General features: G+C 56.4%; 15 protein-coding genes and 2 pseudogenes. 8 read left to right on the forward strand and 9 right to left on the reverse strand.

The genetic code is table 11. The features are described from left to right. Nucleotides 1–113: 113 nt before the first annotated feature. Entirely contained in the window at nucleotides 114–473 is a 360-nt protein-coding gene (locus ACJ8OK_RS05585; RefSeq protein ID WP_004937947.1) for a winged helix-turn-helix transcriptional regulator, read from the reverse strand. Between the two features lie 101 nt (nucleotides 474–574). Here ACJ8OK_RS05585 and ACJ8OK_RS05590 point away from each other — a divergent pair, with 101 nt between their 5' ends. From ACJ8OK_RS05590 to ACJ8OK_RS05600, 3 genes and pseudogenes are all read left to right on the forward strand, one after another. Continuing rightward, nucleotides 575–1,129, forward strand: coding sequence for an NAD(P)H-dependent oxidoreductase (locus tag ACJ8OK_RS05590; RefSeq protein WP_131164679.1), 555 nt, complete (start codon nucleotides 575–577; stop codon nucleotides 1,127–1,129). A 91-nt stretch (nucleotides 1,130–1,220) separates the two neighbouring features. Then, nucleotides 1,221–1,342, forward strand: a pseudogene (locus ACJ8OK_RS05595) (LysE family translocator); the annotation flags it as partial. After that, nucleotides 1,338–1,538 (forward strand): annotated as a pseudogene (locus ACJ8OK_RS05600) (LysR substrate-binding domain-containing protein); the annotation flags it as partial. The pseudogenes ACJ8OK_RS05595 and ACJ8OK_RS05600, both read left to right, overlap by 5 nt. A gap of 19 nt (nucleotides 1,539–1,557) precedes the next feature. On the opposite strand, the gene ACJ8OK_RS05605 reads toward ACJ8OK_RS05600, so the two are convergent. The 3 genes from ACJ8OK_RS05605 to ACJ8OK_RS05615 all read right to left on the reverse strand — a co-directional run bounded on the left by ACJ8OK_RS05605 (nucleotide 1,558) and on the right by ACJ8OK_RS05615 (nucleotide 4,555). After that, complete coding sequence (locus tag ACJ8OK_RS05605; RefSeq protein ID WP_411750373.1) at nucleotides 1,558–1,719, reverse strand: hypothetical protein; 162 nt, start codon at nucleotides 1,717–1,719, stop codon at nucleotides 1,558–1,560. A 141-nt stretch (nucleotides 1,720–1,860) separates the two neighbouring features. Continuing rightward, nucleotides 1,861–3,927, reverse strand: coding sequence for a TonB-dependent copper receptor (locus ACJ8OK_RS05610; RefSeq protein WP_033633027.1), 2,067 nt, complete (start codon nucleotides 3,925–3,927; stop codon nucleotides 1,861–1,863). Between the two features lie 226 nt (nucleotides 3,928–4,153). Beyond that, entirely contained in the window at nucleotides 4,154–4,555 is a 402-nt protein-coding gene (locus tag ACJ8OK_RS05615; RefSeq protein WP_072010104.1) for a DUF2946 domain-containing protein, read from the reverse strand. A gap of 230 nt (nucleotides 4,556–4,785) precedes the next feature. Between ACJ8OK_RS05615 and ACJ8OK_RS05620 the strand changes: the two genes are divergently transcribed. Further along, a complete protein-coding gene (locus ACJ8OK_RS05620; RefSeq protein WP_033633028.1) occupies nucleotides 4,786–5,394 on the forward strand; it encodes a class I SAM-dependent DNA methyltransferase in 609 nt (202 codons plus the stop codon). Nucleotides 5,395–5,434: 40 nt separating this feature from the next. On the opposite strand, the gene ACJ8OK_RS05625 is transcribed toward ACJ8OK_RS05620, so the two are convergent. Next, nucleotides 5,435–6,736 (reverse strand): PQQ-dependent sugar dehydrogenase, encoded by a 1,302-nt coding sequence (locus ACJ8OK_RS05625; protein WP_048323501.1) that lies wholly within the window; start codon nucleotides 6,734–6,736, stop codon nucleotides 5,435–5,437. A gap of 10 nt (nucleotides 6,737–6,746) precedes the next feature. Next, complete coding sequence (locus tag ACJ8OK_RS05630; RefSeq protein ID WP_021503704.1) at nucleotides 6,747–7,172, reverse strand: DUF2231 domain-containing protein; 426 nt, start codon at nucleotides 7,170–7,172, stop codon at nucleotides 6,747–6,749. A gap of 168 nt (nucleotides 7,173–7,340) precedes the next feature. Here ACJ8OK_RS05630 and ACJ8OK_RS05635 point away from each other — a divergent pair, with 168 nt between their 5' ends. Next, complete coding sequence (locus ACJ8OK_RS05635; protein ID WP_411260725.1) at nucleotides 7,341–7,799, forward strand: YbaK/EbsC family protein; 459 nt, start codon at nucleotides 7,341–7,343, stop codon at nucleotides 7,797–7,799. An 85-nt stretch (nucleotides 7,800–7,884) separates the two neighbouring features. Here the strand turns inward: ACJ8OK_RS05635 and ACJ8OK_RS05640 are convergent, their stop codons facing one another. Continuing rightward, on the reverse strand, nucleotides 7,885–8,262 hold the full coding sequence (locus ACJ8OK_RS05640; RefSeq protein ID WP_033633031.1) for a VOC family protein: 378 nt from the start codon (nucleotides 8,260–8,262) through the stop codon (nucleotides 7,885–7,887). Nucleotides 8,263–8,533: 271 nt separating this feature from the next. Here ACJ8OK_RS05640 and ACJ8OK_RS05645 point away from each other — a divergent pair, with 271 nt between their 5' ends. Next, entirely contained in the window at nucleotides 8,534–8,875 is a 342-nt protein-coding gene (locus ACJ8OK_RS05645) for a GrpB family protein (RefSeq protein ID WP_050501253.1), read from the forward strand. A gap of 253 nt (nucleotides 8,876–9,128) precedes the next feature. Here the strand turns inward: ACJ8OK_RS05645 and ACJ8OK_RS05650 are convergent, their stop codons facing one another. Beyond that, the gene (locus tag ACJ8OK_RS05650) at nucleotides 9,129–9,509 is read right to left on the reverse strand and encodes a nuclear transport factor 2 family protein (RefSeq protein WP_033633032.1); all 381 of its coding nucleotides are present in this window, start codon (nucleotides 9,507–9,509) and stop codon (nucleotides 9,129–9,131) included. A 174-nt stretch (nucleotides 9,510–9,683) separates the two neighbouring features. On the opposite strand from ACJ8OK_RS05650, the gene ACJ8OK_RS05655 reads away from it, so the two are divergent. After that, the gene (locus tag ACJ8OK_RS05655; protein ID WP_049277824.1) at nucleotides 9,684–10,346 is read left to right on the forward strand and encodes a hypothetical protein; all 663 of its coding nucleotides are present in this window, start codon (nucleotides 9,684–9,686) and stop codon (nucleotides 10,344–10,346) included. 34 nt (nucleotides 10,347–10,380) lie between these two features. On the opposite strand, the gene ACJ8OK_RS05660 is transcribed toward ACJ8OK_RS05655, so the two are convergent. Further along, entirely contained in the window at nucleotides 10,381–11,403 is a 1,023-nt protein-coding gene (locus ACJ8OK_RS05660) for a LacI family DNA-binding transcriptional regulator (protein ID WP_033633034.1), read from the reverse strand. Between the two features lie 317 nt (nucleotides 11,404–11,720). Between ACJ8OK_RS05660 and ACJ8OK_RS05665 the strand changes: the two genes are divergently transcribed. Continuing rightward, on the forward strand, nucleotides 11,721–12,644 hold the full coding sequence (locus ACJ8OK_RS05665; protein WP_021503698.1) for a substrate-binding domain-containing protein: 924 nt from the start codon (nucleotides 11,721–11,723) through the stop codon (nucleotides 12,642–12,644). The last annotated feature ends 30 nt before the right edge of the window (nucleotides 12,645–12,674 follow it).

The raw sequence follows: 12,674 nt of genomic DNA on the forward strand, positions 1-12,674 counted from the left end.
CCCCCCCCCCCCCCCCCCCCCCCCCCCCCCCCGCCAGTGCCGGCCGGCAGACGCGTTGGTCGAGCACGATGAACCCGCTCCGGCAACCTCAGCGGCGGCGGACAATTAACCCCTTATGGCACCGGCGGCTCCGGCCGGTGCTGTTCGCCCCAGTGGCACATCATGTCGATCACCGGGATCAGCGAACGCCCGCGCTCGGACAGGCTGTACTCCACCTTGGGCGGGATCTGCGGATACTCCTTTCTCACCACTAGCCGATCTTTTTCCAGCTCTTTAAGCGTCGAACTGAGCGTCTTGTACGAAATGGTGCCGATACAGCGCTGCAGTTCGTTGAACCGCAATACCGGCTTATACAGCGCCAGCCAGTAAAGAATAATCATTTTGTATTTGCCGTTGATCACCGACAGCGTATAGCCATAGCCGGTGTCTTCGAGGCTGATGCCCGTTGGGCTGCAGCGGGATTCGGCGGTCATTTACACTTTCTCCAGGGTAAGTATGTGTCGTGAGTGTGCGTATTTTACATTCTGTCAGCATACCCTAAGATGCGTCGAAACACCTGACTGGAGAACTCAGTATGAAAACCTTGGTGGTCGTGACCCATCCCGATATGGCGAACTCGGTGGTCAATAAACGTTGGCTGGAGGAACTGCGTCGCTATCCGGCGCTGTATACCGTGCACGAACTGCATCAGGCCTATCCGGACTGGCAGATCGACGTCGCCAAAGAACAGCAGTTGATCGAAGCCCATGACAACATCGTGCTGCAGTTCCCGATTTACTGGTTCAGCAGCCCGCCGCTGCTGAAAAAATGGCTGGACGACGTGCTCACCTACGGCTGGGCCTACGGTTCCCGCAGCGGCTATAAGATGCAGAACAAGAAACTGGCGCTGGCGGTCACGGCGGGCGTGCGCGCAGAAGATTACGCGCGTGAAGGGCGTTATCGCTACTCGCTGGAGGAAATCTTCCGGCCGTTTGAAGTCACCGCCGGTTACGTGCGGGCCGACTATGCTTCGTTCTTTGCCTTTTACGGCAAGGAAGCCGCTTCGGACGGGGCGGCAGAGCAGGTTCAGCAGCACGAGCTGGACAGCAGCGCGCAGGGCTATCGGGCATTTCTCGCCGGCCTGAATTAACGACACGCCCCTGATGCGCCTGATAGTGCTGTTGCGAATGTCCGGGGAGGAATATGATTACCGTCTCCTATGACTCGCCGGTGATAACCCCATGCCTTCGGCCGAAACGTTTATTGCTTTTCTTGTTGCACTCACTCTCCCGGGCCAGACATGATGCTCACGCTGGCCCGGGGTATCGGCCTAGGCCGCCGTATCGCGCTGCTCAATTCTCTTCGTTATCTCGGTACTGACGCAGTCCGATTTGGTGGCGATATTGCCGGAGCGGCTGGCGCGCAACCACCCTTTATTGCAGCAACTCAAGCCGCCGTTGGCGGTGCCGGGTTTTGAAATGACTATGCTGTGGCACGAACGATCGCATCGGGATCCCGCTCACCAGTGGCTGCGCGAACATATCGTGCGTTCAGTGTGAGCGGAAACAGCGAGGGAAATTACATGAACAGGAAGCGGTCGGCCAGCGGAACGCCACGCTCAAGGCGCGGTGGCAACGCGTCGTCACAATCGTCAGGCTGGGCAGCCTGTGGTGCGGTGTCTTCGGCTTTTTCGATCATCAGCTCGCCGAGCAGGGCCAGAAAACGAGTGATCTTTTGCATATTCCCTCCGGGGCAATGATTAACCTGAGAATGATAGTAATCGCCGCCTAACCGAATGGGAAAAACTTAAAACTCATATCCTAAGAACCGGATCGCATATCGCCTGACCGGGCGACGGTTATCCATCGCCCGGTGAATAGCTTAGAAGGTGACGTTAACCTTGGCCCACAGGGTGCGGCCCGGTTCATTCACCGCGCTGTTGGCCGAATAGCCGAAGGCGCTGTTGCCCGCCAGGTTGAGGTGCTCGCTGTAGGTCTTGTTCAGGATGTTATCCAGACCGGCGCTCAGCTTGACGTTTTTATTCACCTTGTAGGCGGCGTTGGCGGAGAGCACGCCGAAGCCGGCGCTTTCGGCAAAGTCTTTGCCCACCACGTTGCCTTCGTTGATCGCCACGCGGTTTTGGCTGCTGACCAGACGCCACAGGCCGGTGCCGCTCCAGTCGCCGTACTCGTAGGTCAGCCCCAGGCGCGCTTCCAGCGGCGGGATCTGCGGCAGCGGGCGGCCGTCGCGGGTGTTTTTACCCCAGGAGTAGGCCAGGCTGGCGTCGGTTTTCCAGTGTTCGCTCAGCTGGTAGCCCATGCCCATTTCGCCGCCCATGATGTTGGCGTTGACGTTGTCGGCCTGGCTGAGGCGCGCGTTGTGCGGAGCGTATTTGAACAGGATGAAATCATCGACGCGGCCCAGGTAAGCGGAGACCCAACCGTTGAAGCGCTTGCCGTTGTACTGCGCGCCGATATCAAGCTGCGTGGTTTTCTCGCTCTTGACGCTGGAGAACGGATCCTTGCTGCCGTTCGGGCCGAGCTTCGGCGAGAACAGCTCCCAGTAATCCGGGAAACGCTCGGTATAACCGACGCCGGCGTACAGCATCAGCGGCAGCTCGGCCAGCGTGTGCTCAAGGCGCATAAAGCCGCTCGGCAGGGTGTCGGAACGCTCCGCATCGCCGCCGTTGCGGAAGTTTTCCACCAGGGTGCGATCGAGACGCGCGCCGCCGATCAGTTTATCCTGTTCGCTGGTGGACCAGGTCAGTTCGCTGAAGGCGCCGTAGCTGTTGAACTGGGCGTCTTTTTCCCAGCTGCCGCGGCTCATGCTGCGATGGGTGTTGGTTTGGGTGTCCAGGCCGCTTTCCAGCTTCACGTCCTGCCACTGCCAGGTGCCCATCACGCGGCCGCCAACGGTACGGCGATCGAGCTGCATCGTCATGCCGGAGGACATCATATGCCCGCCATGGCCGCCCATGCTCATGCCGCTATGGCCGCCGTGCCCACCCATGCCGCCGCTGCCCGGCGAGCGCAGGGTGACGTTGTCCATCACGTGGTTGGCGTAGTTGTAGTAGACCTGCGCTTCCAGCTTATCCAGCACCTCGCCGATGTTGGATTTTTCCACCCGCATGCCCAGGCTTTCGCGTTTGAACTGCGAACCGTCCATGCTGCGGCCGGCATAGCGCGCTTCGCCGTTGCCGCGCCCCATGGTCACTTCCAGCAGCGTGTCGGCATCCGGCGTCCAGCCGAGCGCCAGATCGCCGTTCCACTTGTCCCAGCGCGACGGCACGCGCGTATTGGTGCCGTCCTGATAATCGTTGGAACGAGATTTGTTGGCCATCACCCGCAAGTAACCTTGCTCGGCGCCGAGGCTGGCGTCGATATTCTCGTCCCAGCGGCCGTTGGAGCCGGTCAGCACGCTGGCGTTGCCCTTGACGCCCGGCTTGTCGAAGCGTGGGCGTTCACGCTCAAAACGCACGGTGCCCGCCGACGATCCCGGCCCCCACAGCACCGTCTGCGGCCCTTTGGTGATGGTCAGCAGATCGAAACTTTCCGGCGAGATGTAAGAGGTGGGCGCATCCATTCTCGATGGGCAGGCGCCCAGCATTTCCGAACCGTCGGTGAGGATCTTCAACCGCGAACCGAACATGCCGCGGAACACCGGATCGCCGTTGGTGCCGCCGTTGCGGATCTGAGAAAAACCGGGAATGGTTTTCAGGTAGTCCGAGCCATCGCTGGCCGGCACCGGCTGACGCGGAGTTTTCGGTGACGTCACGATGGTCAGCGGAGAGTAGAGTGGTGCGGTGACGGTGATCACGTCGCCATCATTAACCTGTGTGTCGGCAGGGTGCTGATGCGCCTGCGCCGCGTGGCCAGCCAGCAGGAACAGCGGCATGGCGGCGGTGATGGCGCGGGCGGCGGCGTTCTTTTTATAAACGGGTTTAAACATCATCTTTCCTTAAGCTAACTCTTTTCCGTTCTTGGCCGAGGGATTATTCAGGCGTGGGGAGGCCTGGCGAAAATCACCATCGGTAAATACGGGGGGGTAATTCCCTGAACGCGGAAATAACCGGGCTAATAATGTCGTCTCGATGATTAACCATTGGGCGAATTAATTCCGCCGGGTTGAAGCGATCAACGGCAATACAGAGAACGGCAATGGGCTTATTGTTAAATCAGAGGAAAGAGACGGGCGGCGCGCGCGGCTGTAATTCGGTGTGAACGACGTGGGCAAACAGGGGAACGAGATAGTGGATCGGCGGCGGGCGTGAAGCCAGCGGCAGGGACCAGAACAGCGGGGCGTGGCTCACGTCCAGCAGCGGCGCATGCAACAACAGCACGCAGTAGCCGCAGGCGCTGTCGTCCATCATCATCGCCATGTTGTGGTGGCCGCCGCCGTGCTGCATCAGCGGCTGCGCGGCTTTTTCAGGTTCAGGCGGCGGCGAGTGCATCTCGTGATGTATCGGCATATCCATGCCGCAATCCGCCATGACGGTCGTTCCAGCACTTCCGGCGCGCGCATGCTCCAGGGATCGCGAGATCACTGGCGCAATGAACAACATCAGAATGGCAAACATCCCTAACCAGGCGGCGGCCCGATTTCGCGATGCATGGGGCTGAATTAACGACACAATCAACCTAAAAAAAGGGTTAACACAGGGTAGGGAATTGTACTGGTTTATGTCGAAATGTTAAAACCTTTTATTTCTGGTCAACGGCCTGTTGATGAATATATTATCGGACAAGCGCGTTAATTTTGACCAAAGGCTATTTTTATTGCGCCAATAACATAACGGGGAAAATATTAATGACGGAAGAACTGGCGAGCACGATTATTCCGCTTTATGACGCACATGCCGCCGCCTGGGAACGCCTCAGACCCACCACGCTGTTTGAGCGGCCGTGGCTCGACCGCTTTTTACAGCTTACCCCGGCCAATGCGCGGCTGCTCGATCTCGGCTGCGGCAATGGCGCGCCGATCGCCGCCTATTTTATCGAACAAGGGTATCGAGTCACCGGCATCGACGGTGCGCAGGCGATGATCGCGCGCTGCCGGCAGCGTTTTCCACAGCAGGAGTGGCGGCAGATGGATATGCGCCAGCTGAATCTGGCGACAAGATTCGACGGCCTGCTGGCCTGGGACAGCTTCTTCCATTTGGCGCGCGACGATCAGCGCCGCATGTTTCTACTGTTCAGGCGGCACGCCAAGCCGAATGCCGCACTGATGTTCACCAGCGGCCCTGAAGACGGCGTGGCGATCGGCAATTTCGAAGGCCAGCCGCTGTTTCACGCCAGCCTGGCGCCTGAGGAGTATACGCGCTTGCTGCAGGAGAACGGCTTCCGCGTGGTTGATCATGTGGTGGAAGATCCCGCCTGCGGGGGAAGAACGGTCTGGTTGGCGCAAAGCATTGAGTGACAATGTCACGTGCAGGTTCTTCGGAACCTGCACGTTAACGTTATTTAGCGCTGACGCGCCAAACGGTATTGCCCACATCATCCGCAATCAGCAGGGCGCCAGCCCTATCGACCGCTAATCCAACCGGTGCGCCATAGAGTTCCTTCTCGTCGTCGGAGACAAAGCCAGTGACCACCGCTTTGAGTTTACCGACCGGCTTGCCTTGCTCAAACGCCACGTAGCTGACCCGATAGCCGTTCAGCGGCGAGCGATCCCAACTGCCGTGCTCGCTGACAAAGGCGCCGCCGCGATAGTCGGCCGGCAGAGCGCTCGCGGTGTAGAACAGCAGCCCCAGCGGCGCGACGTGCGAGCTGAGGGCGTAGTCCGGCTTGATGGCTTTCGCCACCAGATCCGGCCGCGCCGGCTGTACCCGACGATCGACGTGCTGGCCGAAATAGCTGTAAGGCCAGCCGTAGAAGCCGCCGTCCTGCACCGAGGTCAGGTAGTCCGGCACCAGATCGGCGCCGATCTCGTCACGCTCGTTGACAATCGCCCACAGCTTGCCGCTGTGCGGTTCCCACTGCAGCCCGGTCGGATTGCGCAGGCCGCTGGCGAAGATGCGGCTGGCGCCGGAGGCGGTGTCCACTTCCAACACGGCGGCGCGCCGGTACTCTACGGCCAGGCCATTTTCGGTGATGTTGCTGTTGGAGCCGACGCCGACATACAGCTTTTTACCGTCCGGACTGGCCAGCAGGGCCTTGGTCCAATGATGGTTGATGGTGTCCGGCAGATCGGCCAGCTCTTTACCCGGATCGCTGATGCGCGTTTCGCCCGGCTGATAGGCGTACTGCATGATATTGCCGGTGTTGGCCACATACAGGGTGTTGCCAATCAGCTGAACGCCGAACGGAGAATCGAGCCCCTCGAGGAAGACATGCTTTTCCCAACTGCCGTCGGCGGTTGGGCGCAGCAGGGTGATGCGGTTACCGCCTTTTCCCCCTTTACCTGACTTGCCCTTAACCAATCCGGCGATCAGCTGCTTGGGCGTGCTGACCGCTTCGGTGCCCGGCCCGTTGGCCTCCACCACCAAAACATCGCCGTTGGGCAGGGTAAGCAACTGACGCGGGTGCAGCAAACCGTCTGCCACCTTGTCAATTTTCAAGCCTTCGGCGACTTTTGGCATCTGGTTTTGCTGCCAGCCCACGCCCTTTGGCACCTGCATCGGCGGCATCAGGAAGTCTTGCGCCGCCGGCAACGCCGGATCCGGCCCCATTTGTTGTTCCGGCGAAATGACGGCGCTGTTATCGCAGCCGACCAGCGCCAACACGGCCGAAAGCGCAATCGCAATGGATGATAGCTTCATGAAAACCTCCTTATTTTGCGCGGGCGCTCACGGCCAGCAGAATGTTGGCGAAGCTCAGCAGCGCGACCACGATCGCAGACAGCACCAGGCCTTGCGGCACCACGGCATACGCATCCCGGCTATGCACGAAAGCGTTGATAATGGCAAGAACGATGGCCAACAGATTCAGCCAGAAATGGAGCTTGACCGATGAGCCCTGTAGCCGGCCGCTGCCGAACCACACCTGCACCAGGTTAATCAGCCGGGGAATAATGGCAAAAATCAGGCCGATGGCGATCAGCCAACTGGCACCATTGACCCATTGAATATTCGCCGTGCAGGCATAGATGATGTCGAAAATGAGCGCCGCGGTAAAAAATCCGTAGGGTATCGGATTGAGCCATTCATAGACGGCCACCGCGGCCGCTGAAGGCCTTGCTGTCGTTTGCGTGGTCATACGGTTATCTCCATGAAAAATGATAGATAAAAAAGGCGTTGGCCCCTTAAAGCTTTGTTCAGATTCACCGATTTGAACAATTTTGATTCTCATTTTTAGCATGCGATGTTAAAACCGAAACCGTCACTACGGCATTATCAATGGCTTAGCCACATCTGGAGGAAGGGCATGAGTGTAGAGCGCGTTCAGCGATTTCTGGCCGAGCACGCGCCGGAAACGGCGGTGACGGTGCTGGCAAAGAACACCGCGACGGTAGCGCTGGCGGCGGAAGCCTTTGGCGTGGAGGGCGGGCAGATAGCCAAGACGCTTTCGTTTCGCGTGAACGACGGCGTGGTGTTGTTGGTGATGGCGGGAACCGCCAGAATCGATAACAAGAAGTACAAGCAATTTTTTGGCGTAAAGGCACGCATGCTGCCGGCGGAGGAGGTGGAGGCGCTGACCGGCTATCCGCCCGGCGGCGTTTGCCCCTTTGCCGCTCCGGCAACGGTGAGAGTTTACTGCGATCGCAGCCTGTGCAGCTACAGTGAAGTGCTTCCGGCAGGCGGCAGCGATAACTCAGGCGTGAGAATTGCGCCGCAGCGGCTGGCCGGCATCACCGGAGCAGAATGGATTGACGTGACGGGGTAACTTTAAGTGACGATGTCACAATTGTGTTATGTTAAATCCAATGCGTTACCTCGTGATTAATATGCTGTTTTAACTGGAAAAATCACTAGTCCATCGGATTGTGGCAAACTGCCTCGATATTGTGGCCATCCGGGGCGATCACAAATGCCGCATAGTAGTGGGCATGGTAATTGGGCCGTAAACCGGGCGCGCCATTGTCTTTGCCGCCGGCTTTTAGCGCGGCGTGGTAGAACGCATCGACCTGCTCACGGCTGCTTGCGACAAATGCCAGGTGTAGGTGTGCCGGCTTTTCGTCGGTTTGAAACAGGCACAATGACACATTACCCCGATCGGGACAAAGTTCGACGCCATAGCCGGGCTCGCCTTCGGCAACGATCTTTACGCCCAGCGGCGCCAGCGCATTGAGGAAAAACGCTTTGCTGAGGGCAAAGTCGCTGACGCCAAATTTCACATGATCAAACATGGAGAGGCTCCTGGAGCATGGAGGAATATTCCCATTCAGTATAGCCAACGCCGTAGTGGGCGCCGAAAGTGATGAAACGCGCGCCAATGCGCATTTAGCGTGCAAATACTGCCCGCTTATATGACGCGTTTGGGAGAAATCTGCAGTATTGTAGCCGCCACGTTTTATCAGATTTCACGTAGCGCGATCAAAAAAGCAGGGGATTTTTGGCCAATATCGGCAGGTATGCGCCATTGGAAACCATGCCCGGTCATCATTATTGGAGTGGAAAATGTCAGCGCGCATCATCACGATCCCAACGATTGATATATTGCTGGAGGTTGAAAGTCTGCCGGCGTTGGATAGCTTGAATGACAGGATGCGTGACATGGGATATACGCCGCGTGGCGAGAACGGCATTGCCGGCAGGCGTTACGACATCAAGGGAAACGGCAAACGCACGCATCACGTGCATGCATTTATTGCGGGAAGTGAACAGGCGATCGGGCATTTGGCGTTCAGAGATTATCTGCGCAAGCATCATGGTGTTGCTCAGCAATACGCGGCAATCAAATACCAGGCAGCAGAAGACTGCCGGCAAAACCCAGCGGCTTATGGCCGGTTGAAAAACTAATTTATTCAACGGCACGAGCAGTTGGCGCTGGCCTGGTTGGCCACAGAAGAAACCCCATGAATCAGGCCTGGACGCATAATCTACATACCCGCACTTAGGTGCGCATAATGTATATTATGTTAAATTTAATCACTGGAGACGTACCGGGTTTAGCCCTGCACATTATCTCCCGCCTCACCTTCAACGCTATCCATCCCTCTGACATCCCGTTTTACCGCCAGGCTTACTGCCACTAGGCCGCTTTTAAATGCAATCACTCATCAGTCGGCGTGCCTTGATGAAACCGCATTTGCCAACCTGCCTTGGCTGTCAGAAGCCAAATCGATGAACGTTCGGTGCAACGAACGGCGTGGCCCTGCGCATCACGCTGAAAACTTTTATACGTCAGCAACACGGCGCCTTTGCTGATTTGCGCCAGCTTAAAACCTTCGGCAAAAATCTGCGGATGTTCAGTTTCCATTTCCAGCGCCGCAACGGTTTGGCGTTTGTCATAACGCAGCCCTGAACGACCAATCTCTTCAAAGTCTTCATGCAGCAATGCCGCGACGCGCCGCGGATCGCGGCGCACCATTGGCCGATGCAGTTCAACTTCAAGCATCTGGATTAGATTCAGCAACTCTGCAAAACAGGTCAAAATGCCCTCTTTTTTGATCGCGCTACGTAAAATCTGGAGACAAGAAACTCACACAGGGTCAGATTTGAGTTGATGTGACTCCTGCCATAACGGTTGAAAATCAAACCTGACATTGCTTATTTTAAACCATTACTATAAATTAAACGTAATATCAATTTTTTGGCGAATGGAATCATGCCCGATCGGTCACTACTCTTTTTTTATGGTTTAGTCTTTGTTGCATTAATTTATTTTATTGTGAAGTTCAAGAAGGAAATAAAAAGCAAAGATGGGTTGATAAATATAGCTTCCTCTCTAGTTATCGGCATTGTTATAATTTTCTTATTAAATTCAGACCTTTCTGGCACTAGCATTCTGATTGCCATATTTTCTTTTATTGCAGCAGGCTTTTTTTCTTTATGTGTTGCCATCTTAATCAAGGATGTATACTCAACGAAAAAGTATATATTAGCTGCCATAAAGCGAATAAAAACGGAAAACTCAATTGATTTCAAAGAAATGCCAAAATTCAAAAGCGACATTTTTTGCTATAAAAAATCTTGGTATGCCGTCTACTCACCCTCTCTAAATTCACTTGAGATAGGTGTTAATGCGTTTGATGACCTACCTGTCATTGGTAAAAAATTCACCGTGCGAACGTTATCTAAACGCGCAGTTACATTCGTTCCGGAAGCAATCCCTAATGAAATCAATGATGATACTGAACTATTCGGCCAGCTGGTAATGTTCTGTGAAATATCTGCAAAAAATCAGATTTTGGCAGAAAATTATATTGAAGCCATAAAAAATGGCTCAGCTACACCCTGGCTTATCTCAGTGCCAGATGAAACGCCATAATTTTTGCATGGCGGAAATGTTATCCGCCATGAGCTCAATCAGCGATCTGAATTCTGTCTTGCTTCACATGCGACCGCCGAACCCGCAGCTCCCCATGCCGCCAGGCGCCGTCTGCCGTGGCGCGATTGTCGATCAGGCGATTCAAGGCTTCTTCAACCAGCCGGTCGATGCGTTGGCTATAGCTGGTCAACGCCCAATTGGCTGAGCCGGCCTCATCGATATCGTCGAAGCCCACCACGGCCATCGCGGACGACGGCGCCGTTTGCCTGAGCGCTTCGAGCGCCCCCAGCGCCAGCACGTCGTTCTCGCAGAACAGCGCCTCAATCCGCTCGCTTTCCGGCGTTGCCTGCAGGTATTCGCTCATCAGCTGGAAACCGCGTTGGCGATCGTAGTGGCCGGCGGTGAGCACCCGATCCAGCCGAAAGCCGGCGGCCATCAGCCTGTCGCGGTAGCCTTCCATGCGCAGCAAATGGCTGCTTTGCGTGTCCGGCCCCTTCATGTAACCAAAGCGCCGATGCCCTTGTTCTATCAGCAGCGCAGCGATCTCTTCGCCGGCGCGGTAGCCGTCGATATTGACCACATCAATGTGTTCGCTTTCCGTATTGCGACATACCTGCACCAGCGGGATCTGATGCAGATCTTGCGCGATCGCCGCCCACTCTTTGGTTAACACCGTCGCCAGGAACAAAATGCCATCGACCTGCAGCTGATCGGCCATCGCCATCACCGCCCGGTAGTTTTCCCCCGCAGTGATGTTCAGAAGCAGCGCCATATAACCGCGAGTTTGCAGCTGTTTGGTGACCATATCGAGCATCATCATCGAATGCGGGTTCTTCATCTCGTCGATGGCCACGCCAATGATGTGCGTGCGTTTTTGCGACAGGCTGCGCGCCAGTAGGTTTGGCCGATAGCCCAGCTCGGCCGCCGCCGCCAACACGCTATCACGCGCGCTGTCCGAGATCGACGCACCGGGCGTAAAGGCTCGCGATACCGTCCATTTAGAGACGCCTGCCTTTTCGGCGACGTCGCTGGCGGTGGCTTTGTGGTGTTTTTTCATGGTTGCGTCGATCCCTGCTTCGGTGAAGTTAAACTATACCCTGCTCGCTCAGATCCCCTAAGCGCCTGCCGGCATATCAGCTGCAATTATGTATCGCTTTTGCACCCGATTGCAATTTGCTGTGCAACCGGGTGCAAAAAGTAAAGAGTTTGTGATCGTCCGCGCTATTTTCACCTTTCCCCTGTTGACCAAATTTTATCCATGGCCGACATTCACGGTGGCATTCAGAGACTCATCGCCGTTTTTTCTTCTGATTTGCACCCGGTTGCAGAAACGCTGTTTTTACATAACACCTCTCTTCTCAACAGGATACCGTAATGAAAAAAACCAGACTGCTGTTGATGTTAGCCTGCTCGCTGTTTGTCGTGACCGCTCAGGCCAAGAGCTATCAGGTCGGCGTGGCGCTGGCCAATTTCGATCTCAACTTTGTCTCCATCCTGCGCAGCCAAATGGCGCGAGAACTGGCTGCGCAACAGCTGCAAGGCCAGTTCGTCGATGCCAAAGGCGATGTCGCCCTGCAGGTGCAGCAGGTAGACGATCTGATTAATCAGGGCGTGGACGCCATTATCCTCAACCCGGTTGATACGCAAGGCGTCCAGCCGATGATAGCGGCCGCCAAACGCGCCGCTATCCCCCTTATCTTCGTCAACCGCAAACCCGAAGTGCCGCTGAGCGGCGCGACGGCCTACGTCGGCTCCGATTCGGCGCTCAGCGGCCGCCTGCAGATGGAGGCCCTGGCGAAAAAAATGAATTACCGCGGCAACGTGGCGATCCTGATGGGCGCCCTCTCCAACGAAGAAACCCGCGAACGCACCCGCGCGGTGGAGGCGGTGATCGCCAAACACAAAGACCTGAACGTGGTAGAGAAACAGACCGCCAAATGGCAGCGCAATGAAGCGGTCGACGTGGTCTCCGGCTGGTTGCTGAACGGCGTACCGATCGATGCGATCGCCGCCAACAACGATGAGATGGCCATCGGCGCGATCATGGCGCTGAAGCAGGCCAAAAAGAACGGCGTACTGGTTGCCGGTATCGACGGCACGCCCGACGGCCTGCAATTTATCAAAAATGGCGACCTGGCGGTGACCATTTTCCAGGATGCCAAAGCCCAGGCGATCGGCGCGGTGCAAGTGACCCGAGCGATGTTGGATCGCGCCAAAACCGAGTCTTACAACTGGGTGCCTTATGCCACCGTGACGCGAGAAAACTACCCGCAATTTGCACAGATGAACCAGAAATAAACCGTTGCCACTCTCTTTTCAACCCATTTT

The organism is Serratia sp. CY71090, from assembly GCF_052166845.1.
In the GTDB taxonomy this organism is placed as follows: Bacteria; Pseudomonadota; Gammaproteobacteria; order Enterobacterales; family Enterobacteriaceae; genus Serratia; species Serratia nematodiphila.

Bases quoted from the DNA above. Each gene is read 5' to 3' on its own strand.
- ACJ8OK_RS05660 (WP_033633034.1), bottom strand. From the start codon at position 11,403: ATGAAAAAACACCACAAAGCCACCGCCAGCGACGTCGCCGAAAAGGCA.
- ACJ8OK_RS05590 (WP_131164679.1), top strand. From the start codon at position 575: ATGAAAACCTTGGTGGTCGTGACCCATCCCGATATGGCGAACTCGGTG.
- ACJ8OK_RS05655 (WP_049277824.1), top strand. From the start codon at position 9,684: ATGCCCGATCGGTCACTACTCTTTTTTTATGGTTTAGTCTTTGTTGCA.
- ACJ8OK_RS05640 (WP_033633031.1), bottom strand. From the start codon at position 8,262: ATGTTTGATCATGTGAAATTTGGCGTCAGCGACTTTGCCCTCAGCAAA.
- ACJ8OK_RS05620 (WP_033633028.1), top strand. From the start codon at position 4,786: ATGACGGAAGAACTGGCGAGCACGATTATTCCGCTTTATGACGCACAT.
- ACJ8OK_RS05665 (WP_021503698.1), top strand. From the start codon at position 11,721: ATGAAAAAAACCAGACTGCTGTTGATGTTAGCCTGCTCGCTGTTTGTC.
- ACJ8OK_RS05610 (WP_033633027.1), bottom strand. From the start codon at position 3,927: ATGTTTAAACCCGTTTATAAAAAGAACGCCGCCGCCCGCGCCATCACC.
- ACJ8OK_RS05615 (WP_072010104.1), bottom strand. From the start codon at position 4,555: ATGTTTGCCATTCTGATGTTGTTCATTGCGCCAGTGATCTCGCGATCC.
- ACJ8OK_RS05585 (WP_004937947.1), bottom strand. From the start codon at position 473: ATGACCGCCGAATCCCGCTGCAGCCCAACGGGCATCAGCCTCGAAGAC.
- ACJ8OK_RS05635 (WP_411260725.1), top strand. From the start codon at position 7,341: ATGAGTGTAGAGCGCGTTCAGCGATTTCTGGCCGAGCACGCGCCGGAA.
- ACJ8OK_RS05605 (WP_411750373.1), bottom strand. From the start codon at position 1,719: ATGCAAAAGATCACTCGTTTTCTGGCCCTGCTCGGCGAGCTGATGATC.
- ACJ8OK_RS05645 (WP_050501253.1), top strand. From the start codon at position 8,534: ATGTCAGCGCGCATCATCACGATCCCAACGATTGATATATTGCTGGAG.
- ACJ8OK_RS05625 (WP_048323501.1), bottom strand. From the start codon at position 6,736: ATGAAGCTATCATCCATTGCGATTGCGCTTTCGGCCGTGTTGGCGCTG.
- ACJ8OK_RS05630 (WP_021503704.1), bottom strand. From the start codon at position 7,172: ATGACCACGCAAACGACAGCAAGGCCTTCAGCGGCCGCGGTGGCCGTC.